Source organism: Shewanella algicola, from assembly GCF_014648035.1.
GTDB classification, from domain to species: domain Bacteria; phylum Pseudomonadota; class Gammaproteobacteria; order Enterobacterales; family Shewanellaceae; genus Shewanella; species Shewanella algicola.
This window is the reverse complement of record NZ_BMQI01000047.1, coordinates 13068-38913: the sequence shown is the minus strand read 5'-3', so window position 1 is coordinate 38913 and position 25846 is coordinate 13068. Positions and strand designations below refer to the sequence as shown.

Sequence of the window (25846 nt, the reverse complement as noted above, 5' to 3'; positions counted from 1 at the left end):
TATCTTAAACTCTCAATAGAGTACGTTTTGATAAGCAGTTACACAAAATTAGTTACAGTCTCTTATGGTGCTGCATTATCCTAAGGTTTATTATCCCTAGCTTAGGTTAATTAATAAGATACATTGCCTTGTTGGTCGACAGCATCAGTTCAACTCCTTTATTACTTGAATAACGTGCTTTAAGCCCTTGTTCAGATGGTTGGCCAATTAAACTTGGGCTTCTCCAAATAACATTACTGTTAACATCATGTTTTTCAATATGATAATCTGTATCTTCTTCGCTGTAGTATGCTTGCCCGACTTGCACGGCGACAAAATAGCCTTGGTTGCTGCTGGTGGTCTCATCGATAGCAATGCCATAAATTGAACGCTTGATGCTTTTACTGTCTTTTTCAACAAGCGTTAAGTTGGCTATTTCGTATGTATAGATATCACTGTTATTTTCATAATGGTCAGTGTTGATACACATGAGTTCTTGTTGTGCATCGCTGTCTTTGTTAATTAACGTTAAATACTGGCAGTTTTGATTTATAAACGATTGCTCTGACAATGAACTCGTGTTTAGCGTTAAAAGGCTTACGATATTATCTCGGGCCACAATAACGGTTTTTTCATTGATGGCAAAGTCGGTAATATTGCTTTCAAAACTGTATTGGGCAATCAAGCTTTGATCTTCAATATTAACGATTTTAAGTGTCTTGCCATCGGCATAAATGGCATCTTCAAAACCATCCTGGTTAATATCAAATGCTTTTATCACGCCAATATCAGATTGGCTGCTGGTGGTAGATTGCCAGTGGAAGCTATAGTCAAATAACTGCATGACACCCATCCGTCCGTCGTAATAATCAGTCGTTGGTAATAATAAATCGCCAAAACCGTCGTGGTTATAATCAGTGGTTACGGTATGGAAGCTCTTGTCCCAGTTCGAGGATATTTGTTCACTCAATTGGTAAGAGCCATCTGTTGCCATGGTAAGGACTCGGCTTCCGTCATAGCCACTTCCGGTTTGCGGGACAAAGAATACGGCTTTTTCATCATTATCAGTGATGGTTGACCACCCAGCACTGCTAAATGAGTCTAATTGAATCGTTGGGAGTGTTTGTTTAATGTCGATGGTATTGATACCGATATCAGCCACAATAAAACGGTCTTCGCCGGTGTCCATTGTGCCAAGCCCCCACTGAAGTTCGTCTTCACCATCATTATCAGAGTCGCCGACAGTTAACGAACTTACGCCAGAGTGTGGAGTATATAAAGACCATATTTCTGAGAGCTCATTACTATTTAAGTTATAAGCATGCACTTCTCCAGACTGACATTCGCCCACCACTAATTCGTCGGCGGCGTCATCATCTAAATTCATGGTATTGATTGAACAAGTATTAAATACTTCAACTGTGGCTAATTGCGACTTATTGACAGCAGAGTAAATACTGACTGTTGACCAGTAATTACCGCCGGCAATCTCATTAACGCCATCGCCGTTGTAGTCACCGATAGTCAGAACTCTGTCTCCAAATGGCATGCTGTTAGCCCATTTGTTTTGCCAAGTTTGAGTATCATAAACCAAACCGCTATTGGTAATAAGTTCAAGACCGGCTTGCAGATCTACATTAGCAAAAATGACCTGTTGAGCATCAATGTTAACCGAAAATAGCGCCTCAGAAGGCGCTGACATGCTGATAACACTGAGCAGAGATTCAGCATCGTAACCACTTAACTCTCGGGTATGTAAATAAGCAATTTCTGGGATCCCGTCATTATCGATATCATCGATTGCTGCACTGAAGATCGTATCATCGGTCGAGAATAATTCGTATGACAACGCATTTAAATCATTAATTACGCTGATACCGTGTGTTGTAATCACCACAATATCATCACGATTATCTTTGTCAGTATCAAAAACCAGAACTTGTTGTATTCTGCCTTTAGTGGCTAATTTAAATGGATAAAACCAGGTTTGTATGTAACTGCCATTTTGTTCGGTTAATATAAACAGCCTGTTATTATTATCAGTCGATACCAACTCGTTGTTACCGTCACCATCAAAATCTCCCACCCACATTGATTTTTCGTTACGAGGGACTTCAATTCCTGAGCGAGTTAATGGTAAAGGTTGGTCTGCGTTTACATCGAGTGAAACCGACGCCGATTCGAGGATATCTCCATTTGAATCAGTAAGAGCAAAAACAAAGTCGACACTTTGTAGGGGGAACATATAGTCGTTGCCTACTTGCCAGGTAACAAGACCTTGGCTGTCGATGGTTGCGCCGCTCGGTCCTGAAATTAACGAGCCAATTTTAGATGGATCTATATTGTCTGGGTCGGTGAGTAATGCACTAAATTGCACGGTTTGGCCCGATTGAATGTGGCTTGGGAGGTTAACGGCATTAAATTGTGCGGGTGAGTCGTTAATAGTAAAGAAAAAGTAATCACTCTCCACAGTGTTAATACCGTCAAAGACGACCATTGCCACTTTAACTTCATCCCCATAAACAGCAATATGAGCTGGCAGAACGTAACTGGTTTGCCCGCTAACAAGCTGGCCATTAATGTACCAGCGGTAACTGACAGTGAGCTGATCATTGCTGTTATCTGGATCGTAATAATGCCCAGGTGACACTGTCAGTGGTGTTGATGTATATAGCTGGTAATTATTACCGCTCGGCGCATAAACTTCAGGAGGCAATGACATCTTAACCACATCAACAAGCTGTTTAGTTAATAAGTCACTGTTAATTAAGTCATTAATAGATGCAAAGTAAGTGCCTACATCATCAATGCCATTATTGTCTGTATCTTGAGTGTATTTTACCGGACCATTCCAAAACTCCAATGTAGACGAATTAGTGCCCTTAAATATAATCTTTCCTTGTTCTAAATTTCCGCCTAAGGCATTAGTCGATATGTTGAATTGACCTAAAGCGCTATGAAAATAAGCTCCTGAAATGACCCAATTAAATTGGTTATTTTGATAGGATTGAGTTTCAGTGACCTTGAAAAGCGCTTGAGTTTGATCAGAGTAGGTATAAAGCAGATTGGTTTTGATGCTATTACTGTATTGGTCTGTATTGGGTGTTTCTTGGCTATTAATCCCATAAGTGCCTGTCAGCGAAGTTGAGAGCGTGCCTTCTTTCCAAGATAAATTATCAAAGTTAACACTAAAATTGTATTGGCTGTCTGTGGCCGTTTTTATCGAAAAAGCCATATTGCCAGTTACATTTTTGCTATAGCTGTCGCTACAATTATTGTAAGTAACGGCAAGGTTACCGGTAAATTGGCTACTTAACTGACCTTTAAATTTGATACTGCCTGAAGTAGAGCACTGTGCGGTAAAATCCACTTTACCAGAGTCATTAATATTATAATCAAGCTCTTCTAAATGTAAGTTAGGCAGTAAAACACCTTCCCCAACAACCACTTTTTTAAACACATGTTGGGTATTTGCGAGGGTTAATGTCGTCAATGATTTGCTGCCAGTGTAGCGTGCGTCGACTAATTGTGTCGCAGCGTTTTCTAGCTCAATGGCATTATAGTTATTGGCATTTTTAATAATATCAGACTGTGAGCTTGTGCCCGTTGGATTATCTGGTGTTTCAGTAGAGGTGTCAGAGGAGTCTCCGCCACCGCCGCAAGCTGTAAGGGAAAATAAAATCGCAACGGCGAGTGAAGAGCGGGCTTTCGTTAACATTTTTCATCCTTGTATAATGCCGAAAAAGTACATGTTAAATGTAAATTTTGTGTTGGTTTTTTGTTGAGTATACTAGGGTTAAGCCATATTCTTTGCAATGTAAATTTACGCTTAAAACAGTAATTTTATTAAGTCCAATGGCACTGAATGCAAAGCTGATATGCCGCACAAGTTGACGTGTTTATTTTGGGTGAACCTGGATGAATAATGTGATTTTTAAGGCTATGATTTTTAATGCTTAAACTTATTTTTAGCCGGTGTTTATCAATAAGATGGTTGGGTGGCGATCTAACGCTGGGTCGATAAGTTAAGCGACAAAAAAGGCAGAATCGATATTCTGCCTTTTTTATGATGTGTTAACTACTTGTCTGAGTTGGTCGAACCAATTTTATGAATGGCTAAGTCGGCGCCAATAAATTCGTCTTCCTGGCTTAAGCGTAAGCTGGCGACTTTATTGACGATACCGTAAACAATAAGACCGCCAACTAAAGCAACAATCACACCGGCCACACTGCCAATAAGCTGCGACATAATGCTTACCCCGCCAAGGCCGCCTAATGCTTGTTGACCAAAAATGCCTGCCGCAATGCCGCCCCACACACCACATAAACCGTGAAGTGGCCATACACCCAGTACGTCATCTATTTTGCTGCTGCGTTGTAATTTAGTGTACACCCACACAAATAAACCGCCCGCGACACCGCCGACAACAAATGCGCCAACAGGGTGCATTAAATCTGAGCCTGCACACACAGCAACTAAGCCTGCTAATGGTCCGTTATGGATAAACCCAGGGTCATTTTTACCGACAATCAGTGCGATAACCGTACCGCCTACCATGGCCATTAAGCTATTGACTGCCACTAAACCGCTAATGCCATCGAGTGTTTGTGCTGACATCACGTTAAAGCCAAACCAACCCACAATGAGTACCCATGAGCCTAATGCTAAAAAGGGAATGTTAGACGGGGCGAACGCAATACCGGGTTTACGACCACGGCGAGCGCCAAGTAAATAAATGGCCACTAATGCAAGCCAGCCGCCCATAGCATGTACCACAACTGAGCCGGCAAAATCATGAAATTGCGCGCCAAATTGACTTTCTAACCAGCTTTGAAAGCCATAATTACCATTCCAGATAATGCCTTCAAATAACGGGTATACAAAGGCCACAATCATAGCTGAGGCAAATAAGAAAGGCCTAAAGCTGCCGCGCTCGGCAATGCCGCCTGAAACAATGGCTGGGATTGCTGCGGCAAAAGTGAGTAAGAAGAATTTGACTAACTGATAGCCGTTATCAGCCTCTAATGTTTCAGCACTGACAAAAAAGTGGTTGCCGTATGCGATTTGATAACCAATGACAAAGTAGGCAATAGCTGAAAAAGCAAAGTCCGTTAGAATTTTAACTAGGGCGTTAACCTGGTTTTTGTGTCTGACGGTACCGACTTCTAAAAATGCAAAGCCAGCGTGCATGGCTAATACCATGATTGCACCAAGTAAGATAAATACCGTGTCTGCACTTTGTGCAATAACCCCAATTGCATCACTAATATTGTTCATTTCATTTTCCACAAAACATTTCTCTGTTGAAATTCATGCTTTTATAAAGCAAAACTTGTTCCTAAATCGCAAAGATACTGAGCTCTTATTGATCTTTGATGGTGCAAATGTCTGAATATGTTGCTGAAATGATCGTAACAACGCTCAATAACGGTGCGTTTAGTGAGCATTTTAGGCGGCAAAAACACGGATGCAAGCTAATGGTCTTGCATTTAATGTCACGTCTTGGTGCGCTAATGCGCCAATGTGGTGCGTATCGAAAGCTGCTTTTAACATTATTTTAACTTTAAGGGCGAATCGAGTATTCTGAACTCAGCATGAAAGACTAGCTGTCTTAACGGGAGTGATATGAATAAAGTGAGAGTCGCTGGTGTGGGCATGATCCCATTTTGTAAACCGGGTCAGCAACCGCCATATCGGGTGATGGCAGCCGAGGCCATTAAGTTAGCATTAGCCGATGCGGGTTTACATGCTAAGACAATTGGCCAGGCGTATGGCGCTTACATCTATGGTGATAGTACCTGCGCCCAGCATGCATTTTACGATGTGATTCAAAGCGGTATTCCAATTATTAATGTGAATAATAATTGCTCGAGTGGTTCAACCGCGTTGTTTTTGGCTCGCCAGGCGGTGTTATCAGGTCTGGTAGAGTGTGCATTAGCGTTTGGTTTTGAAGAAATGCAGCCTGGCGCGTTAGGCTCACACTGGCAAGACAGAGAAAGCCCATTTGAGCGACTCGATCCTGTTTTACAGCAATTCAATGCGCCACAAGGGCCAATTGCGTTACGTGCGTTTGGTGCAGCAGGCCGCCATTATATGGATAAATATCAAGTGGGCGCCGACCTTTTTGCTAAGGTGGCCGAAAAGTCACGTAGGCATGCCATTAATAATCCATACTCAATGTTTTCAACGCCATTAACTTACCAGCAAGTGCTCGACGATAAGGTGATATACGACAATTACCTCACGCGTTTAATGGCGTGTCCGCCAACATGCGGCGCTGCAGCTACCATAGTTTGCAGCGAGTCATTTGCCCGCCAACACGGCATCACATCTAAAGTAAACATTATTGCGCAAGCGATGGCAACCGACACTGAGCTCTCGTGGCAAGACCCTATTGATGCAGTTGGTAGAGCCATGACTCAACAAGCGGTTGAGCAAGTGTATTGCGATGCCGGTCTTGGCCCTCGCGATATCGATGTGATTGAACTGCATGATTGCTTTACCCCAAATGAGGTGATTACTTATGAGGCATTAGGGCTGTGTCCTGAAGGTGGTGCTGCACAATTTATTGCCGATGGAGACAATACTTATGGCGGACGATATGTGATTGGGCCATCGGGTGGTTTGATGTCAAAAGGGCATCCCATCGGGGCAACGGGACTTGCGCAATGTACCGAACTAACCTGGCATTTGCGTGGGCAAGCAGGCAAACGACAAGTTGATAACGCGAGGCTGGCACTGCAACATAATGTTGGCTTAGGCGGTGCAGTGGTTGTGACCTTATACGGGCTCTAGGTATGTACATGCGCCGTAAAACCGCCAATACTGCGCGAAACATATCGCACAGCATTGGCGGTTAACGTTATCGCTATGTGGCTTTTTTCGCTTTGTTGCCAAATTTACGGCGACAAAAAGTCACCAGACTAAACGATAAAATACCTGTGCCAATCAATGAGACTAATGTAATCAACGCTACATAGCTGGCCGGCATATTCAGCCCATCATGAAGTGGACGTACAAAGCTGGCAATCTTGCCCGATAAAGGTCTATCACTGTGTTTTAATGCCGATTCAATAACGCCCGTTGTATGGTTGATGCTAATGCGATCGGCTTCTCTTAACCAAACGCCTGGATGGTCGTCAAATTGAATTGAAAATACCTGTGCCACTGGTTTATTCGCATTGGCCTGCATTTTGGAATTAGGTTTTTTACCTCGTTTTGAACGTGGTTTGCTCACTGAGACTAACTCTGAATCTGGCCAAACTTGTTGGGCACTGTTGAGTTGGCTTAACCAATTATTGCCCTGGCTTACCGGAAATGACTGGACGGCCGGCTTTTGATTTAACGCCCCAGTCCATAATTTATTGTAAGTAATTAAAAATCCGCTCACACATAAAATAAACAATGGTATTGAGATAAACAGTCCTAATTGAATGTGGCTTTTAAGCAAGCTGCTTGAACGGGTATTTTTTGGCAATGTTTGCTTTAAGCGAAAGCCATTACGTACTCGCCACCATAAATAAATTCCAATCAAGGTGACAATACCGCCGGCCAAAGAGGCCCATGCATTGATGTATTTACCGCCGTTGTCGATTAAAAAATTACGATGCAACCAAAAGGCAGTTTCATAAAAAGGCAGGTCAAATGAAGCGCTGCTAGCAAGCTCATTGAGGTCGTTATCTAATGCGATAGCTTTACCGCGTGTACTGGCCTGGATATAAGGTGTATGTTTTGTTGGAAAGCGTACCGTGCTCATTTGAGGGTAGCGTTCAAATACCGTTACTACCGTCTCGGCTTTTTGCTCTAGGGTTAGTGGGGTAAAGGTTTGTCCTAAACTTTCTGTGCGTTTTAATAAATCAACGCTGCCTAAATAAACCCCTGTAGTCAGTACTATTAACATGGTGATGCTAATAACAAAGCCTACCCAGTTATGAAACCATTTTAATGCCGAAACCATATTCATGTTGTGTGCTCAAATTACATTACAAAAAGCTGATTCTATTGCGTTTTTATACTGTGATTGTGGTAAATAAAAAAGTGGCGGTAATGATAATTAATCTCAATTAAATGTTCAATTAAAGAAGTGTAAAGATCGCTGGATAACAGCAAAATAGCTTAAACGACAACAGAACTTAAGTGACATATTGAGGTTTATGGGCATAAGTGAAAATATATTTTTTAACGCAGCGTTTCTCTAACATACTAATTTTTTACACTAAACCTTTCATTTAATTCATATTTCAAATGTATTTTTAGTAGTCGTTCAAAAACAAACTTGAGCGGTTGCTCAAATTGTTTTATAGTGAACTCAATTCGAAACGCAGCACTACGATTTATGAATCGACACGAGAGAATATTATGACTTCATTTACTATCCATACTGCAGAAAGCGCCCCACAAGAAAGTAAAGCAATCCTTGAAGGTGCTAAAAAACAAATGGGCATGGTACCTAATTTGTTTGCCGTATTAGCTGAATCACCAAGCACATTAAAAGCTTACCAACAGTTACATCAATTCTTTTTAGACTCGTCATTTGACGCGGAAGAGTTAACTGTTGTGTGGCAAACCATTAACGTTGAGCATGAATGTACTTATTGTGTTCCTGCGCATACCGCGATTGCAAATTCAATGAATGTTGACCCAGCGATCACGGAAGCATTGCGTAACAAAACTGCTATGCCTACCGCTAAATTACAAGCGCTACATGATGCTACATTAAGCATTGTGCGTAGCCGCGGTAATATTTCGCAGGCTGAACTTGAAGCCTTTTATGCAGCAGGTTACGGCCAGCAACAAGTGTTAGAAATCATTTTAGGCTTGTCACAAAAAGTGATCAGTAACTACACCAATCATGTTGCTCATACTCCAACAGATGACGCATTTAAACCGTTTGCGTGGAAGTAACAGTTACCGACAAATCATCGGTTATTGTGAATAGATAAAACAAATACCAATGTCAGCGTTATCGCAAATGGCATTGGTATTTTTTATTCGAGCATCGATACAACTCAGCGCAAGCTGCACAAGGTTGTATCGATAACCAATTACCTGGCTACAACTTACACTTGTGCCACATTAATCACCGGTTTGGTGGAGGGTGTGATGACCACCGGGATAGATTTAGAGGTAGGGGTATAAGAGTCAACACCGACACTATTGATTGATACCAAAGGATTAGTCTCGGGGTAATAGGCGGCAATATTACCTTGCGGAATATCGTAAAGTACCACGCTAAACCCAGACACTTTACGCACGACATTGTCATTGGCAATAGATTGTAAATCGACTAACTGCGCTTCAACCAGGTTGAGGTTTTGTGCATCTTGTGGGTTAATAAACAATACATTTCGTTTGCCTTTAATGCCTCGATATCTGTCATCCATGCCGTAAATTGTGGTGTTGTACTGGTCATGTGAACGTAAGCTTTGCAGCAATAATATCGGCTGTGGTGTGCTTTGTGATCCATGTAATTGGGCATCGCTTGAACAGTCGGCAATCACTGAATCTGGCAAGTTGCTCGGATTAAACTCTGCGCGTTTGGTTTGAGTGTTCCATACAAATCTGGCAGCGCTGTTGCCAAGGTAGAACCCAGCAGGTTGTTCAATACGTTGATTGTAGTATTCAAAGCCATTTATGGTGTTTTGAATTAATTGGCGGATCAGCCCGTAGTCATCACGTAATGCTAACCAATCGATTTTTGTGGCCGCGCTTTGAGTCTCTGCCTGTTGAACACCTGCAAAGTGATGATAATCTCGATGATGAAATGTGGCATTGGCCATTTGGGCGACGATGTCTATTTCAGACAAGCACAGCTCTGACACTGGCTCGGTCATGCCCGTGGAGGCGTGTACCATACTAAAGGTGTCTTCAACGGTAATTTTTTGAACCCCGCTGCGCTGAACATCTAATTCTGTTCTGCCTAGGCAAGGCAAAATAAGTGCATCTTGTGTCACTTGTAAATGGCTGCGATTAAGCTTGGTGCTGATTTGCACGTTAAGCTCTGCATTGCGAATGGCTTGATAGGTAAAGTCGGTATCGGGTGCGGCTGCAGCAAGGTTACCCCCAAGGCAGATAAGCACTTTACTGTCTTTTGTTTGTAGCGCTTTAAGCGCTTCTACTACGTTGTGACCAGCCTGGCGTGGTAGGCGAGTATCAAAAAAGTTATCAAAGTGAGCAATAAATTCATTCGATGGTTTTTCGTTAATCCCCATGGTGCGATTACCTTGCACATTACTGTGGCCTCGAACTGGACACAAGCCGGCACCCGGTTTACCTATTTGGCCGCACAACAAATGCAGATTAATCACTTCGCGAATGATGTCGACAGAGTGCTTGTGCTGGGTTAATCCCATTGCCCAACAACTGATCACGGATTTGCTGCCGCTAAATAAGATTGCCGCTTTAATAATATCGGCTCTAGTGAGTCCTGATTGTTGTTCAATTTGCTGCCAACTGGTGCGCTTAACACTCTGTTGATACTCATTAAAAAAGGCGCTGTGTTGCTCAATAAACCCATGATCAATTTTGTCTTGGCGCTGTTCAATAATGTACTTTGCCATACCGCGCACCGCGGCCATATCGCCGCCAAGTTTAGGGGTTAAATATTGATGGCTAATGGTGGTGGATGCAGGGGTTAATAGTTCGATTGGGCTCTGTGGGCTGGCAAATTTTTCTAAGGCGACTTCTTTAAGATTATTAAAGGTGACAATTTTACAACCATGTTTAGCGGCTTTACGTAACGCATTCATCATCCGTGGGTGATTTGTCCCTGGATTTTGGCCAAAGACAAAAATGGCTTCAGCGGCATCAAAGTCATTTAATACCACAGTGCCTTTGCCAATACCGATGGCTTTTGTTAGTGCGACGCCACTGGCTTCGTGACACATATTGGAACAGTCTGGAAAATTATTCGTGCCATATAAACGGCCAAATAATTGATAAAGGTATGAGGCTTCATTACTGGCGCGGCCAGAGGTATAAAACTCTACTCGGTTAGGGCTAGACAAGCTGTTGAGCTTGTCGGCAATAATGCTAAAAGCATCGGTCCAGCTCACTGGCTCATAATGATCAGTTGCGGCGTTGTAACGCATCGGCTCGGTTAAGCGGCCTTGATACTCTAGCCAGTAATCGGTTTGCTTAGCTAATTGGCGTACCGAATGCTGAGCAAAAAACTCACTGCCAACCCCTTTGCCCGTAGATTCCCACGCAACGGCCTTGGCGCCATTTTCACAAAATTGAAATGCGCCGTGTTTGTTGTCACCCCATGCACAACCTGGGCAGTCAAACCCATCGGTTTGATTAACGCGTAATAAATTTTTAAGATTTTGCTTGGTGCGTTGGCTACGTAATACATGGCTTAATGTGGCTTGTATTGAGGGAAAACCACCGGCTTTGCTAGGTTTTTCGATATGGTTAGACATTAATGGCTCCGAATGGACTAACAGGCAGACTGCTTAAATTGACGTTGGTTTGAAAATTAGAGTAATAAATGGGTACTGAATACTTGGGGATATGAATAATATTGAGGTTGTACTTTAACGCCAGTTTTACCGCCAACTGGCTGGGTGACGCTAAACTAATTAAGTTATTTACGCCCAGTTGCACCGCTTTATGAATCAACTCACTGCTGCAGCGACTGGTCATTAATAATGTGTTGCACTCAGGCAGTGAGCTTGACTGTCTAACTAACATACCGATTAATTTATCTAAGGCATTGTGACGGCCGATGTCTTCTCGGCAAGCAATAATGTTGCCCTGGGCATTTAAGGCTAAAGCCGCATGAATGGCACCGCTTTGTTGAGCTTTGAGTTGATGCTCTTCAATTTGCAGTTTGAGGGCGTCGACATCCAATAATTCAATTGGGCGAGTGGCAGGTAATATGGTTAATTCTGGCAGTGCATGGGTGATAGCCTCAACCCCACAAATACCGCATCCAGTGGCCCCAACTAATCGACGCTTCTTGTTGTTTAATGCGTATAAACAGCGATTTGCGATAGTGACATCGATATTAAATCCATGTTCGGATTTACTGACTTGAATGTCGTGAACATCATGGTCATGTTGAATAATGGCCTCGGAAAACAAAAAGCCAATGGCAAAGTCTTCAATGTTGTCAGGGGTGATCATCATTACGGCATAATTAATACCATTGAGATTAATTGCCGCGGCGGCTTCTTCTACCAAGTGTTCAATTGACGGTGACCATTTATATGACGCATTCATACTTTTAGCCTTAAAATTTGAAGTGGGTCACATTTTATGGAGGGCTAAAATACAATTCCAATCAAACTATTTTATAGATTGATAGTTTTTATCTATTAATAAGGTTAAATTGATAGCTTGATTTTATATTAGAGGTTGCGTGGTTAGATGAATCTGCGGCAATTACATTATTTTCATGAGTTGGCTAAACATAAGCATTTTGCTAAAGCGGCTAAGGCTTGTCATATTACCCAGCCAACGTTATCAGCCAGTATTAATGCGCTCGAAAAACGCTTTGGCACAGAGCTGGTGGTCCGTGGTAGTCAATTTGTGGCGTTAACTGAAGCGGGCAGTGTTGTACAACAGTATGCAGAAAAGATGTTGTTAGATGAAGCAGCATTAAAGCAGGAGATCAGTGCTTTTACAGGACCATTAAAGGGGTCGCTTAATATTGGCATTGTGCCGCAATCCAGTGTTGATATTATGCCAATCATTAAACACTTTACTCAGTTATATCCGCATATATCGATTAAATTACACGTCACCACTAACGAAAAGCTGCTAGAACAACTCACTTTGCATCAAATGGATATTGGCTTAGGGTTTGATGAGAGCATCAGCGAATCAAGCCGTAGACAACTTCAGTTTTACCCCCAACCTAGTCATCCTTTGGCGGTTTTGTCGCTTAAGCCTGTACCTCTTGATCTAACCGCACCACAACATGCCATGTCACAACAAGCGTTACCATTAACTCAGCTTAAATCTGTGCCCTTGATATTATTAAGTCAAAACATGCAATTTAGGCAATACATTGATAATGGGATAGAAGCCGCTGGAGGCGGCTTTAATGTGGTATTAGAAACCGATTCGTTGTTTCATCTTGTCAGTGCGGTAAAACAGGGGCTAGGGTATGCGATTGTGAGTGGTGGAGTAGCTCAGTCGGCTAAGCAATTACATAACCTTCATGCTCAAACATTATTAGATGTGGAGTCTGGCAATACGGTATTTATGGCCCGTAAATACAGTGTGTCGGTGGCGATGAAAGCGTTTATCCGTTTGATTGAGGTTAACTCGACGCTATAGCCTATTTGCGGTTTGCTCAGTTGATTATCTATTTAGGCCGTTTATTGCGTTGGATAATCTCGACGTCGAGCAACTATGTCCACAATTATTCGCCTTGCCTAAAGCCATTTTAGCTCTCAATATAAAAAATAAACAAAGATAAACACGCCCTAGGATTAACGCATGGCGAAAGGCCTCGTTTAGGCTTTAACGGTTACTTTTTGTTTGCTGGCGATAAAGATGTCATCCATATTTTTGTGCGCGGACCTGAAAACCTGATTATCGACATTCAGGCTCAACCTTAATTTTTTGCGATTGGTATCACTTTAGATTTGTGTCATATTTTAACGTCATTTAGCTTATCCGCTATTAACTTTGTTTTCATGTTTTAGGAATTGATATGTTGAGAAGCCTACGCGCTTATCGCTCGTCCATTATTTTATTAAGTGCGTTACTCATAGGCGGCCTATTTGGTGGTTTGTTTCCTGAGTGGGCGATTAAACTCAAACCCATTGGGCAAATATTTTTAAATTTGCTGTTTATGATCATCGTGCCATTAGTTGCGGTGAGCGTAATGTCGTCGATTGCTCATATGACCGACTTAAAAAAGTTAGGTGCCATATTGGTGTCGATTATGGCTGTGTCGATTGTCATGGCGATAGTGCCATCCGTTGGTGTCGTGCTATTAGCGCTCGCTTACGATCCGGCTCAAGGCGTGACCTTGGATTTGGCTAATACGGTCGATGCTGCATCAGGCAGTATGGATTTTGTGAGCTTATTAACCACCAATGATTTTGTCGGGTTATTGTCTAAGTCGAATATTTTGGCGTTAATCATCATGTCGGTGATTGGCGGCGTAGCCATTGGTCAATCTGGTGAAGATGGTCTCGTAGTCAGCCGTATTTTGGATAGTGTGAATACGGTTATTATGAAAGTCATTTCAATATTAATGTACGTAGCACCTATTGGCTTAGGGGCTTACTTTGCTGCAACCATGGCCAGTCAAGATACTGAGCTGATGGGTACATTTGCTCGAGCTGTGGGGTTGTTCTTAGTTGCCATGGCGCTGTATTTAACCGTAGGCTCAACGCTATATGCGTGGATTGGTGGCGGAGTAAAAGGGGTTAAACAGTTTTGGCAACACATGCTTGAGCCTGCCGTGACCGCTTTGGGTACCAGCTCATCTTTAGCTACCTTACCTGTGACTATTCGTAGCGCGACCAAGATGGGATTAAATGAGCAAATTGCTGAAATCAGTCTGCCGTTACTGGTTAATTTAAACAAAGGTGGCGCCGCTGCGATCACTGCATTAAAGATTGTGTTTATCTATTCTTTATTGGGACTCGATTTCACTACTGATGTATTTATGCTGACCATTTTGATTTCGGTGTTGTCGGCTTTTGTGATTGGCGGCGTACCGGGTGGGGCGTTTTTAGGTGAGATTTTTATTGTCACCACCTTAGGTTTACCAATGGAGGTTATCCCGATTCTAGTCGTGATTGGTGCGATTACCGATGCCGCCTCAACTGTGATAAATGTGGTACATGATCTAACAGCGACGCAAATTATTGAGCGTATTAATGGTAAACATTATGCGGTAAAAATATCTGATAACGGACTCGTTCAGCTGGATTAGTTTGCACTTAACCTGTTACACCAAAGCTCATTGCTGACTTTTGTGTTATTTTTTAGGCTACAGCAACACAATTACGTCCTCGAGACTTTGCTTGGTATAAGGCTTTATCTGCACGATCTAATAAACTGTAAGCACTATCATCTTGGCCGTATTGGGCTATGCCTACGCTAATGGTAAGTGCCATGTCTTGAATGTTATGCTGGGCGATATGCAGACGTAATCTTTCGGATAATTCAGTTGCATCTGCCAACGTGGTATTGGGTAATACGATCACAAACTCTTCCCCGCCCCAACGTGCTAATAGATCATCATTTCGCATTTGACCTTGTAGCAATTGTGCTAGCTCACACAGGACTTTATCACCGATTAAATGACCGTGATTATCATTAATGCGTTTGAAATGATCTATATCGATAATGGCAATAGAAATGGGATACTCAGAAGTCACCGATTTTTCGGTGTCGTTAATTATCATGTTGTCAGATTGGTTTGAATGAATAATCGACGAAGCTAGTGAGGTAGATTTCGAAATATTAGTGGCGCTAGATGTAGGGATATTATTGGCGTTATGAGTACTCTTTGTATTACTTTTTAGCGAAGAAACAGTCAATAATTTTTCAAGTACTGTATCCAACTTCTCGCGGTTATATAGTCCTGTCAACTTGTCTAATTCAGCCATTTTTTGTATTTCTAAATTACGCAAAGTTAACTTTTTATAAGCTGAAAAACGCGTTTTTTCATAAAATCGAAACAACAAAATTTGGGCTATGCACACTTCAATCACATTAAATAAGGAACCATTTCCAAACGCCACAGGCTCAGGTTTTTGAATTTGCTGATAAACTAATAAGGCACAAATGACAAAACTTAAGCCTGAAATAAAAGAACCCCAGGTTCGACCAATGAGAAAAAATGAAAATGGCGGAATAAGCGTAGCCCAAAGAAGTGTGTGAGCGTGCCCTTTAGTTGAGATAACAAATAACATTATTAATCCGGTTAACATAAGAGTGGCTGCCCACGATGTTATTTCTACATTTCCTGTTTTGCGAAATCGGAAATAAATACCTAATGAAAACGTTAAGCCTGTAGCATCTAATAAAGCGTATTTAAAACCTGGAAACAAAAATATATTGATCAAGGTTAGTATAAAAAAGTAACAACTTGTAATAAGTAATGCATGCTCTATAAATCTGATCCGCCAATAATCCGGATGATCAGATGGATATTGAGGAAACTGTTTGTACCAAAACTTTAACATAGATTAAAATCCATGGTTGATCTGCTCATGATATTGATGAGGCATCGATGTAAGTTAATGTTAGAAGTTTAGCTGAAACTTAACATTCAATCATATATTCCCATGGATATAAGTGAAAAATGAAGAATAAAGTTGTGTTTGCCTTAGCTATTACAAATCATTTACAGGCTCATCATTTTGTAAATAAGATCACTTGCACATTCCATACAGTAAACTTGAAGCAAGATTATCAACATCGTATCATGCGCTTTTTATTGCAAAAAGCTCTTAAATCATGCGCCATTTAACCACGAACTATCATCCTGAAACGCCTGTCGATTTCGTCAACAATAATCCATCGACCATGCTAACGCGTTTGGCCGCACGAGCGATTGTGCTGCGCGGTAATCAAATATTAATGTTATACACCCAGCGTTATGATGATTATTCGTTACCCGGTGGTGGTGTTGATGACGGTGAGCATATTGAGCAGGGCTTAATTCGCGAGTTACAAGAAGAAACCGGCGCGCAAGTGGTAGGTGATGTCATTCCGTTTGGCTTGTATCAAGAATATCGTCCATGGCGCAGAGATGGCTTTGAGTTGGTAAACATGCTGTCTTACTGTTATGTGTGCACAATTGCTGATGAGCTCGCAGAGCCCCAGTTTGAAGCGCATGAAATTAACAATGGTATGACACCAGTTTGGATGGATATTGATGCCGCGATTCAACATAACCTCGACACCATGGTAAACAGTAACAAAAAAGGCCTTTCGATAGAACGAGAGACCTTTTTATTAAAGTTGATTAAACAAGAACTGTTATAGGGTTATCAGCTTGTATTTGTCAGTTTGTGTTAACAGACAGATGTTAGATAAGATTATGTACGCACTTGTCCATCACCGCTGACTAAGTATTTCTCAGTGGTGAGTGACTCTAGTCCCATAGGGCCGTAAGCATGCAGTTTACTGGTAGCAATGCCAATTTCGGCGCCAAGACCCAGCTCGCTGCCATCAGAGAAGCGAGATGATGCATTCACCATTACTACGGAGGCATCAACGGTGCGTTGAAAGCGTGCTGCAGTTATTTCATTTTGAGTACAAATCACTTCAGTGTGATGGCTACCAAAACGACGAATATGATTAATCGCACCGTCAAAGTCATCTACTTGCTTAATGGCAATTTCAAGGTCTAAGTACTCTTGACCAAAGTCTTCATCATTCATGACGTTACAAGCGTCAAAGTATGACTTTACTTGCTGACAAGCGTTAATCGTTACCTTGTGTTCAGCCAGTGCTTGAGCCACTTTGGGTAAAAACGCAGCAGCCACATCTTGATGAACCACTAAACCTTCTAGTGCGTTACATACACCGGTACGCTGGGTTTTACCATTGAGTAATAATGCCATGGCAATCTCAAGATCGGCATCCTTATCGACATATAAATGGCAAACACCTTTAAAGTGCTGAATAACTGGCACCTTACTGTTATCGGTGACAAAGTTGATTAAGCCTTCACCGCCACGTGGAATAATCACATCGATATAATCACGTTGTTGCATCAGCTCCATCATTAAATCGCGATCGGGATCGGGTACTACTGTAATGAGCGCAGGTGGTAACTGATACACTTCGAGCACTTTTTGTAAAATAGAGGCAATCATTTTACTTGAATGCAATGCTTCTTTACCGCCACGTAAAATAACCGCATTGCCTGATTTAAAGCATAAGGCACCGGCATCGGCAGTCACATTTGGGCGCGCTTCGTAAATCATACACACCACACCCAATGGTACGCGCATTTTACGAATGCTTAATCCATTTGGACGTTGGCCTAAATCGCGTTCAATACCGACAGGGTCGGGCAGTGATGCTACGGTTTCAATGCCAGCAGCCATTGATTCAATGCGCTCATTATTTAAGGTTAAACGGTCTAGCATTGCTGAGCCCATACTGGCGCTTTCTGCATTGGCCAAATCCAATTGGTTAGCCTTGATAATTTCATCACTGTGCGCGCGAAGGGCACGTGCCATATCGAGTAAAATAGTATTCTTTACTTGCTCATCTAATACGGCAAGTGTTTGTGCTGCAGTGGCTGCGTTTTGAGATAACGTCTTAATCAAGCTCATATTTGCTCCAAAATGGCGATGTTTTTGTCTGAAATCAACGGACCTGTTTTTTGTTGCGCATTATTGGCAAACTCTTGGTCTTCTTGATCAGAAATAAAGTGAAGTAAGCAACTGCTGTAATTTGATTTGGCTTTTGCCAATTTAGTGCCATCGCCTTTGCGCACTAATACAGTGTCACCGACGGAAAAGTTGCCTTTAACAGCCACTACATCGTCACTGGTCAGTTGGGTATCATGTTCTTCTAGGTCACTGTCAAAATCATTTTCGACAATTAATTCACCCTGTACTTGTGAGGTATGAGTCATCCAATGCAAATGCTCCTGCATCGGTTCATCATACGGGGTAAATAAAGTCCCTGGATTTTGACCTTTCAGAAGTTGGTTAAACGTATCAGCATCAAATCCATCAACAATCATGGTTTCAATGCCGTGTGAAATGGCTTTTTCAGCCGCCTGGATTTTGGTGCGCATTCCACCAGTACCTACGCTGCTGGTTGCGCCGCCTGCCATAGCATAAATATCTGGGTTGATATCGCTCACTTGTTTGATGAGTTTGGCATCATCATGCAAGTTAGGGTTTTTGGTATATAACCCTTTCACGTCTGAGCAAATAATCAGCGCATCAGCATCTGCGGCAGCCGCAACCATGGCCGATAAATTATCGTTGTCACCAACACGAAGTTTATCGGTTGTTACCGCATCGTTTTCATTGATGATCGGTAACAAACCATGGTCTAACAAAGTAAAGATGGTGTCTTTAATACTGACGTAGCGTTCACGATGACGTAAGTCACCGTGAGTTACCAGCAACTGAGCTGAGGGAAAGTCAAATAACTTATCCCAGGTGGCCATCATGTCTGCTTGCCCTGCGGCAGCCATCGCTTTTTTCAGAGAAACACTAGGTTCGGTGACTTCTGAAAAACGGTGTTTACCTGCAGCTACAGAACCTGATGATACGAGTACGACTTGGCAGCCTTGGGCGCGACACGTTGCGATAAATTGGGCAATACCCAATAGATAATGGCTGCTGCAGCCTTGTTGATGAGGCGCAATAAGTGCACTGCCTACTTTAACGACAATGCGTTTCCAATGTGAAGTTGACATCATTTCCTCTTAATTATTTCTGCTCAGCTAATACGCGGCCGGCTTCGTGGAAGGTATCAACTGTTTTCTTACAAGGGTCGGTATCTAATGCACTTGTTACCCAAATCACAACACTGCTTACAATGAAGCCTGGGATCATTTCGTACATTAAGCTAGACAGCGCTTTGCCATCGGCCAGCACAGGGGCATATATCCAAAATAGGACGGTAGCAGCACCTGAGACAATACCTGCAACGGCAGCTTTGTGGGTTAAGTTGTGCTTATAAAGGCTAAATAATACAAGAGGACCAAATGCTGCGCCAAAACCTGCCCAAGCATTACTCACTAACGATAAAATGCTGTTTGAGCGATCAAGTGCTAATAAACTGGCCACAATCGCAACCCCTGCAACACCGAAACGACCCATTTTCACCATTTCTTGCTCGGTAGCTTCTTTCTTAGAAACAACACGATAGATATCTTCAGTTAATGAGCTAGAAGACACTAAAAGTTGTGATGAAATCGTGCTCATAATGGCCGCTAAAATCGCTGCTAATAAAAAGCCGCTAATCAAAGGGTGGAATAACAATTCTGAGAACACAATGAAAATGGTTTCAGGGTCGCTTAATTTCATGTCGAATTTGTTTGCGTATGCAATACCGACAAGACCGGTAGCAAGTGCGCCAACAATCGTTACAGTCATCCAACTCATACCAATTCGACGAGCGGCTTTAATGTCTGAGACTGACCGAATTGCCATAAAACGCACAATAATATGCGGCTGACCAAAGTAGCCTAAACCCCAAGATAAACTAGAGATTAACCCCAACATGGTGACGTTTTGCATGCCTTCAGAAAAATGCGGAATTGACTCATAAGCAAAGCTCATCATTTTGTCGGCGTTAGAAAACTCTTGGTATGCCACAACAGGCACCAAGACTAAGGCGACAAACATAATACAGCCCTGAACAAAGTCAGTGAGGCTTACGGCTAAAAAGCCACCGAGTAAGGTGTATGACACCACCACGGCTAAGGTTACAACAAGACCTAGCTCATAATTGAGGTCAAACGCTGATACAAATAATTTACCGCCAGCAACTAAGCCTGCAGAGGTGTATAGCGTAAAGAAGATAACAATAATGACCGCTGCAATAATGCGGATATTACTGTTTGGAGCATGGAAGCGTTTAGCAAAAAACTCTGGGATCGTCAGGGCGTCATTCGCCACTTCGGTATATACCCTGAGTTTAGGGGCAACTAGTAGGTAATTGACCATGGCACCAATTAATAAGCCAATAGCAATATAGAGGGTTTCAAAACCCACTAAAAACATCGCGCCAGGTAAACCCATTAACATCCAACCACTCATGTCAGATGCGCCTGCAGATAGCGCTGTAACTTGTGGGCTAACCTTTCGTCCGCCAAGAATATAACCAGACACATCGCTGGTTGACTTCTTAAAAGCAAACAGACCAATGCAAAGCATAACGATGAAATAAATGGCTAACGAGACATACGTTAAATAATGCATGAACTACTGGCCTCCTAACGCTTTGTTATTTTGAATCCCATTAGGTTTCAACATGACAAAGAGATAGGTACTTAAGATGGCAAATAAGCACAATAGTTGTGTTGCATATGTAAGCTTTGAAACTGATTTATGCCAAAGTTTTGTGATGAGATTTTCTTCCGTCTGAATGTCAGTCGACATTGTGCCCTCCTGAGCGAATAAATATTGGTGTTAGCAATAAATAGTTAAAAAATAGCAATAAAAAAACCACTAAATTAGTTAGTGGTCTAATTATATTAACACTATTTACCTGTTTGATTCCAATCGAATGCGCGTTAACGCACTGGTTTGGGGCATAATTACACTTATTGTGCAGGCTCGTATCCCATAGCCTATAGGGGCAAGCGCCACATTATTTTTATAAATGATTTTTTCTAATCTATGAGTATTTTGGGACGTTTGGCGTTTTTTTGATGATAAAACCGACTCTTAAAGGTCGACTTACTCGGTCAAACTCGTTTTTTATCAAAGGAATTAATCTGTCGTTTCAACGGCCGATGAGCGCTATTTGATCAATTTCACTTGGTGTCGAAGTCGTCCACTTTAAGCGGAATAATTTAAATTATTACACCTCAAACTATTACATCTGAAATTATTTGAGGTGTAACAATTTGGGGGGTGATATGCGTAATCAGTAGCGTAGTGTTTGAGAGGCAAGTAAATCACGAAACTGTCAGTTTTATTGCACCATTACATGATTTTTAATATCGAACATTGCTATTTAATAGACGTTCGGTCTAATATGTATTTAATGAATGTAGAAAACGCCAAACCTCGCAGAGGTCGACCACCAAAAGTATCTCGAGAAAATCCAGATACTCGGGCTGCGCTTATTCGTAGCGGCCTTGAACAGCTTACTGAACAAGGCTTTGCCTCGTCAGGTATTGAGCCTATTTTAAAAAAGGTTGGGGTACCTAAAGGCTCTTTCTATCATTACTTTGCCAGTAAAGAAGCGTTTGGTCAGGCTGTATTGCAAAACTATGCTGATTACTTTTTAACTAAATTAACCACCCATCTTTACGATGATGCTCACCCGCCGTTAACTCGGATCCGTCATTTTGTGGCAGACGCTAAAGCGGGGATGACTCGCCATGATTTTAAACGTGGTTGTTTAGTCGGTAACTTAGGGCAAGAGGTTGGAGTATTACCTGAGAGTTTTAGGCCGCAATTAATTGCTATATTTGCCAGTTGGCAAAATTGCTTAGCAAAATGTCTTGAGTATGCCGTAGCGCAGGGGCAAATCGCTGCTGATGCAGATTGTCAGTTATTAGCTGAGAACTTTTGGGTGGGTTGGGAAGGCGCTGTCAGCCGAGCTAAGCTGGTAGAGAGCGGCACACCACTGGATAATTTTTGCGATTTATTTATCGCAGCTTTACCAAAAAAAATGTAAACGTAAAATTTTTTAACTATTAATAGACGACCAGTCTAAATTAGGAGCGAATCATGTTTAATGCAATGCTAATTGAAAAAGATGACCAAGGTTATCGCACTACCGTTAAAAATGTCGATGAGTCAGTACTGCCTGAAGGCGACGTTACCGTGAACGTGCTCTACAGCACATTAAACTACAAAGATGCACTTGCTATTACGGGTAAAGCGCCTGTGGTACGTAGTTTTCCTATGGTGCCTGGTATCGATTTAGTAGGTATTGTTGAGCACAGTGACAGCGATAAATTTAGTGCTGGTGATACTGTGTTGTTAAATGGTTTTGGCGTGGGTGAAACCCATTGCGGTGGTTTAGCGACTAAAGCCCGTTTAAAAAGTGATTGGTTAATTGCATTGCCAAGTGCGTTTACTCCTCGCCAGGCGATGGCTATTGGCACGGCAGGCTATACCGCAATGTTGTGTGTTATCGCCCTTGAAAAAAATGGTGTCACGCCAGATAAAGGTGAAATTTTAGTGACAGGCGCTAATGGTGGTGTAGGCAGTTTTGCCATTGCTATTTTAGCCAAGCTCGGCTACACCGTGGTTGCGTCAACAGGCCGTGTAGATGAAAGCGATTACCTTAAAAAACTGGGTGCCAGTGAGATTATCGATAGAGCGACGCTATCAGAGCCGGGTCGTCCTTTAGCCAAAGAGCGTTGGGCTGGTGCGGTAGATTCTGTTGGTAGCCATACATTAGCCAATGTATGTGCCAGTACTAAATATGGCGGTACGGTTGCAGCTTGTGGTTTGGCTCAAGGCATGGATTTACCTGCGAGCGTAGCGCCGTTCATTTTACGTGGCATCACTCTTGCTGGTGTAGACAGCGTAATGCGCCCTATTGCTGATAGAGTTGAAGCATGGCAACGTTTGGCTGGCATTATTGAACCCTCAGTATTTGACGATATTGTTCAAGAAGTGAGTTTAGCTGAAGCGCAAGCTGTGGCGAGTGACTTGATGGACGGTAAAGTGCGTGGCCGTGTTGTGGTCGATGTAAATGGTTAGGCAAAAGTAGAGTAAGAACTTTATCTTATAAGCTCGTCTTATTTTGCATAGAAGATTATATCAAGCCCATTGCTAAAGCGTGGGCTTATTCATTAGAATAGCCTTTTATACTGAACAACAGCCATACTGAACCGTAACCTTAATACATAACCTCAGATGTGCTTGCTAGCACTATTTACAAGTTTGTTAGGTTAAGTCGATTTTTTAGTGCCAGTTTAAAATACTTTAACACTTGCTCAACTGATTTTTCAGTGGGCTGTATAGTCAAATGAAAGACCCCAAAAAATTGTATTTCAAGGATTGAGAGCAACTTATGAATGGATGCGAACTGCCACACAAGCATGTGACAATATTTATCATCGATGATGACGATGTTGATGTTATAGGGATTGAAAGAGCCCTTAAAAAACTTAAAATTGCCAATCCAACTGTTCGCGCTCGTGATGGTATCGAAGCACTCGATTTACTTCACAAAAAAGCGATCCCCAAGCCTTTCATTATTTTGCTTGATATCAATATGCCTCGTATGGGCGGTATTGAGTTTTTAAAAGCGATCCGAGCCGACGATTCTCTCTCTGACAGCGTAGTGTTTATGCTAACTACATCGAGTGACGATCAAGATAAAATCCTCGCTTATAAAAAAAATGTGGCCGGTTATATGGTTAAAAAACAAGTTGGCGAGTCATTTTTAAATATTGTCGATATGCTCGGTCATTACTGGCGAGTGGTGGAGTTACCTGTCTATGAATAATACTGCTGCCAATCTTGAGCAACCAATTACCCTGTTAATCATTGATGATGATGCCATCGACCGAAAGTCAATTCGGCGGGCGTTAATGTCGAGCCAGCGGCCTATTTTTATTATAGAAGCGCAAACAGGCGAAGAAGGCTTAAGCCAGTTTGATAAACATGAAGTAGATGTATTATTAATAGATTATCGCTTACCAGACATTGATGGTTTAGCCTTGATTAAAAAGCTATTAATGCGCAAGGCAACCGATGCAACCATCATTATGGTGAGTCAACACGAAGATGAAATTCTGTCATTGAATGCCCTTAATGTGGGTGCGCATGATTTTATATTAAAATCAGAAGTCAATTCAGGGCGGCTAAACCGGACGATAAGCCAGGCACAGCATCGTCAGCTGCTTGAAGGTGTGGTTCGTGAAAAAAATAACGCCTTAGAATGGCTAGCAAAGCGAGACTCATTAACCCAATTAATTAATCGCTATACTTTTGAAAAAACGCTCAAAGATGCTTGTGACAGGGTGTTGTTTACTGCCTCTAATATCGCGCTATTTTTTATTGATTTAGACAATTTTAAAAAAGTGAATGACTTTTTAGGTCACACCGTAGGTGACAAACTATTGCAGACCGTAGCCGCTAAATTGGCGTCGGTTGTCAACGAAGGTGATTGCTTAGCACGACTCGGTGGCGATGAATTTGTTATTTTAGCGCAATGTATTAACGATGAAAAGCAAACTCAGATTATTGCTAATAAAGTGATCGATGCACTCAGTGAGCCTTTGCAAGTTGGAAATCATAACTTTTCAGTCACCGCGAGTATTGGGGTATCCATTTTAGGGACATTTGCTGCAACCCCTGAAACCATGATGAAATGTGCCGATATTGCAATGTATAAAGCCAAGCAAACCGGCCGCAATAAAGTGTGTTTATATAACCATCTACTGCATCAAGAAACACAAAGAAAAAACTTATTAGAGCAAGACATTCATCAAGCGCTTTCGCTAAATCAGTTTGTGGTGCATTACCAACCACAGATTTGTACTCAAACACAAAAAGTGAAAGGAGTTGAGGCGCTAGTGCGTTGGCAACATCCTACCGAAGGTTTGCTCAAGCCTTACTCGTTTCTTGAGCTAGCCGAAGAGTTAAACCTGATTGGTAATATCGGTCAGTGGGTATTGCATACCGCCAGTCATCAATTAAAGCATTGGCAGCGCCAATATCACCTAAATGATGATGAATTAACCATGTCGGTCAATTTATCTACCTTTCAATTGCAAGATATCAATTTACTCAATCTGGTTTCCGATGTGCTCACGTCATGTGATTTATCGCCAAGTTGCTTGGAGTTAGAAATCACGGAAAGTTCGATTATCCATAGCCCTGAAAACATAGTTGGAAGGCTTATTGAATTGACTCAAAAGGGGATAAAGTTATCCTTGGATGACTTTGGCACTGGCTATTCATCGATTAAGCATTTACACCTATTTCCGATCAACTCATTAAAAGTGGATAAGAGTTTTATTGCCGCTTATGAGCAAAAACGCTCACAGGATAAAGTGCTTGAAGCCATGATCAAATTTGCCAAATATCTCGGTTTATCTGTTATTGCAGAAGGGGTTGAAACCGCTGAACAACTTGCGTTTTGTCAGGCTCAAGGATGCGATTTAATACAAGGCTATTTTTACTCAAAACCGATTAGTGCCCATGATTTTGAGTCCCAGTATTTAGTTAAATAACAGGTCATTAATGTTTTTTGCTGAAACTCATCGAGATTATT

General features: G+C 42.0%; 18 protein-coding genes. 9 read left to right on the top strand and 9 right to left on the bottom strand.

The features are described from left to right. Positions 1-106: 106 nt before the first annotated feature. Entirely contained in the window at positions 107-3697 is a 3591-nt protein-coding gene (locus tag IEY42_RS17415; protein ID WP_188926576.1) for an FG-GAP repeat domain-containing protein, read from the bottom strand. A gap of 360 nt (positions 3698-4057) precedes the next feature. Then, the gene (locus IEY42_RS17410) at positions 4058-5257 is read right to left on the bottom strand and encodes an ammonium transporter (protein ID WP_188926575.1); all 1200 of its coding nucleotides are present in this window, start codon (positions 5255-5257) and stop codon (positions 4058-4060) included. Positions 5258-5605: 348 nt separating this feature from the next. On the opposite strand from IEY42_RS17410, the gene IEY42_RS17405 reads away from it, so the two are divergent. After that, the gene (locus IEY42_RS17405) at positions 5606-6775 is read left to right on the top strand and encodes a lipid-transfer protein (protein ID WP_188926574.1); all 1170 of its coding nucleotides are present in this window, start codon (positions 5606-5608) and stop codon (positions 6773-6775) included. A 73-nt stretch (positions 6776-6848) separates the two neighbouring features. On the opposite strand, the gene IEY42_RS17400 is transcribed toward IEY42_RS17405, so the two are convergent. Continuing rightward, a complete protein-coding gene (locus IEY42_RS17400; RefSeq protein WP_188926573.1) occupies positions 6849-7943 on the bottom strand; it encodes a PepSY-associated TM helix domain-containing protein in 1095 nt (364 codons plus the stop codon). A 395-nt stretch (positions 7944-8338) separates the two neighbouring features. Between IEY42_RS17400 and IEY42_RS17395 the strand changes: the two genes are divergently transcribed. Then, positions 8339-8884: a carboxymuconolactone decarboxylase family protein gene (locus IEY42_RS17395; protein WP_188926572.1), complete on the top strand. Its 546-nt coding sequence runs from the start codon at positions 8339-8341 to the stop codon at positions 8882-8884. 155 nt (positions 8885-9039) lie between these two features. On the opposite strand, the gene IEY42_RS17390 is transcribed toward IEY42_RS17395, so the two are convergent. Both IEY42_RS17390 and fdhD read right to left on the bottom strand, forming a co-directional pair. Continuing rightward, positions 9040-11400, bottom strand: a complete 2361-nt coding sequence (locus IEY42_RS17390) for an FdhF/YdeP family oxidoreductase (RefSeq protein ID WP_188926571.1) — start codon at positions 11398-11400, stop codon at positions 9040-9042. Further along, on the bottom strand, positions 11393-12202 hold the full coding sequence (gene fdhD / locus IEY42_RS17385; RefSeq protein ID WP_188926570.1) for a formate dehydrogenase accessory sulfurtransferase FdhD: 810 nt from the start codon (positions 12200-12202) through the stop codon (positions 11393-11395). Before fdhD ends, IEY42_RS17390 begins: the two co-directional genes overlap by 8 nt. Positions 12203-12349: 147 nt before the next feature. Between fdhD and IEY42_RS17380 the strand changes: the two genes are divergently transcribed. Next, entirely contained in the window at positions 12350-13264 is a 915-nt protein-coding gene (locus IEY42_RS17380) for a LysR family transcriptional regulator (protein ID WP_188926569.1), read from the top strand. A gap of 379 nt (positions 13265-13643) precedes the next feature. Continuing rightward, positions 13644-14879 carry a dicarboxylate/amino acid:cation symporter gene (locus IEY42_RS17375; RefSeq protein WP_188926568.1) on the top strand — a complete coding sequence of 412 codons (1236 nt, stop codon included), beginning with the start codon at positions 13644-13646 and terminating at the stop codon, positions 14877-14879. Between the two features lie 52 nt (positions 14880-14931). Here IEY42_RS17375 and IEY42_RS17370 read toward each other — a convergent pair whose 3' ends face one another. Then, positions 14932-16137, bottom strand: a complete 1206-nt coding sequence (locus IEY42_RS17370) for a GGDEF domain-containing protein (protein ID WP_188926567.1) — start codon at positions 16135-16137, stop codon at positions 14932-14934. Positions 16138-16411: 274 nt separating this feature from the next. On the opposite strand from IEY42_RS17370, the gene IEY42_RS17365 reads away from it, so the two are divergent. Beyond that, the gene (locus tag IEY42_RS17365) at positions 16412-16942 is read left to right on the top strand and encodes an NUDIX hydrolase (RefSeq protein ID WP_188926566.1); all 531 of its coding nucleotides are present in this window, start codon (positions 16412-16414) and stop codon (positions 16940-16942) included. A gap of 53 nt (positions 16943-16995) precedes the next feature. On the opposite strand, the gene IEY42_RS17360 is transcribed toward IEY42_RS17365, so the two are convergent. Genes IEY42_RS17360 through putP form a run of 3 tightly spaced genes read right to left on the bottom strand, consistent with a single transcriptional unit; the run spans position 16996 to position 20856 of the window. Continuing rightward, complete coding sequence (locus IEY42_RS17360) at positions 16996-18243, bottom strand: glutamate-5-semialdehyde dehydrogenase (RefSeq protein WP_188926565.1); 1248 nt, start codon at positions 18241-18243, stop codon at positions 16996-16998. Next, positions 18240-19346, bottom strand: coding sequence for a glutamate 5-kinase (gene proB / locus IEY42_RS17355; protein WP_188926564.1), 1107 nt, complete (start codon positions 19344-19346; stop codon positions 18240-18242). Before proB ends, IEY42_RS17360 begins: the two co-directional genes overlap by 4 nt. Positions 19347-19359: 13 nt before the next feature. Next, a complete protein-coding gene (putP, locus tag IEY42_RS17350; protein WP_188926563.1) occupies positions 19360-20856 on the bottom strand; it encodes a sodium/proline symporter PutP in 1497 nt (498 codons plus the stop codon). A gap of 790 nt (positions 20857-21646) precedes the next feature. Here putP and acuR point away from each other — a divergent pair. From acuR to IEY42_RS17330, 4 genes are all read left to right on the top strand, one after another. Further along, entirely contained in the window at positions 21647-22285 is a 639-nt protein-coding gene (acuR, locus tag IEY42_RS17345; RefSeq protein ID WP_188926578.1) for an acrylate utilization transcriptional regulator AcuR, read from the top strand. Between the two features lie 53 nt (positions 22286-22338). Next, complete coding sequence (gene acuI / locus IEY42_RS17340; RefSeq protein WP_188926562.1) at positions 22339-23322, top strand: acrylyl-CoA reductase (NADPH); 984 nt, start codon at positions 22339-22341, stop codon at positions 23320-23322. Positions 23323-23635: 313 nt separating this feature from the next. Further along, on the top strand, positions 23636-24073 hold the full coding sequence (locus tag IEY42_RS17335) for a response regulator (protein ID WP_188926561.1): 438 nt from the start codon (positions 23636-23638) through the stop codon (positions 24071-24073). Continuing rightward, positions 24066-25805, top strand: a complete 1740-nt coding sequence (locus tag IEY42_RS17330) for a putative bifunctional diguanylate cyclase/phosphodiesterase (protein ID WP_188926560.1) — start codon at positions 24066-24068, stop codon at positions 25803-25805. The genes IEY42_RS17335 and IEY42_RS17330 overlap by 8 nt, the downstream gene beginning before the upstream one ends. Positions 25806-25846 lie beyond the last annotated feature (41 nt).

Coding starts and splice junctions, on each gene's coding strand:
- IEY42_RS17415 (WP_188926576.1), bottom strand. CDS start 3,697: ATGTTAACGAAAGCCCGCTCTTCACTCGCCGTTGCGATTTTATTTTCC.
- IEY42_RS17410 (WP_188926575.1), bottom strand. CDS start 5,257: ATGAACAATATTAGTGATGCAATTGGGGTTATTGCACAAAGTGCAGAC.
- IEY42_RS17405 (WP_188926574.1), top strand. CDS start 5,606: ATGAATAAAGTGAGAGTCGCTGGTGTGGGCATGATCCCATTTTGTAAA.
- IEY42_RS17400 (WP_188926573.1), bottom strand. CDS start 7,943: ATGAATATGGTTTCGGCATTAAAATGGTTTCATAACTGGGTAGGCTTT.
- IEY42_RS17395 (WP_188926572.1), top strand. CDS start 8,339: ATGACTTCATTTACTATCCATACTGCAGAAAGCGCCCCACAAGAAAGT.
- IEY42_RS17390 (WP_188926571.1), bottom strand. CDS start 11,400: ATGTCTAACCATATCGAAAAACCTAGCAAAGCCGGTGGTTTTCCCTCA.
- fdhD (WP_188926570.1), bottom strand. CDS start 12,202: ATGAATGCGTCATATAAATGGTCACCGTCAATTGAACACTTGGTAGAA.
- IEY42_RS17380 (WP_188926569.1), top strand. CDS start 12,350: ATGAATCTGCGGCAATTACATTATTTTCATGAGTTGGCTAAACATAAG.
- IEY42_RS17375 (WP_188926568.1), top strand. CDS start 13,644: ATGTTGAGAAGCCTACGCGCTTATCGCTCGTCCATTATTTTATTAAGT.
- IEY42_RS17370 (WP_188926567.1), bottom strand. CDS start 16,137: ATGTTAAAGTTTTGGTACAAACAGTTTCCTCAATATCCATCTGATCAT.
- IEY42_RS17365 (WP_188926566.1), top strand. CDS start 16,412: ATGCGCCATTTAACCACGAACTATCATCCTGAAACGCCTGTCGATTTC.
- IEY42_RS17360 (WP_188926565.1), bottom strand. CDS start 18,243: ATGAGCTTGATTAAGACGTTATCTCAAAACGCAGCCACTGCAGCACAA.
- proB (WP_188926564.1), bottom strand. CDS start 19,346: ATGTCAACTTCACATTGGAAACGCATTGTCGTTAAAGTAGGCAGTGCA.
- putP (WP_188926563.1), bottom strand. CDS start 20,856: ATGCATTATTTAACGTATGTCTCGTTAGCCATTTATTTCATCGTTATG.
- acuR (WP_188926578.1), top strand. CDS start 21,647: ATGAATGTAGAAAACGCCAAACCTCGCAGAGGTCGACCACCAAAAGTA.
- acuI (WP_188926562.1), top strand. CDS start 22,339: ATGTTTAATGCAATGCTAATTGAAAAAGATGACCAAGGTTATCGCACT.
- IEY42_RS17335 (WP_188926561.1), top strand. CDS start 23,636: ATGAATGGATGCGAACTGCCACACAAGCATGTGACAATATTTATCATC.
- IEY42_RS17330 (WP_188926560.1), top strand. CDS start 24,066: ATGAATAATACTGCTGCCAATCTTGAGCAACCAATTACCCTGTTAATC.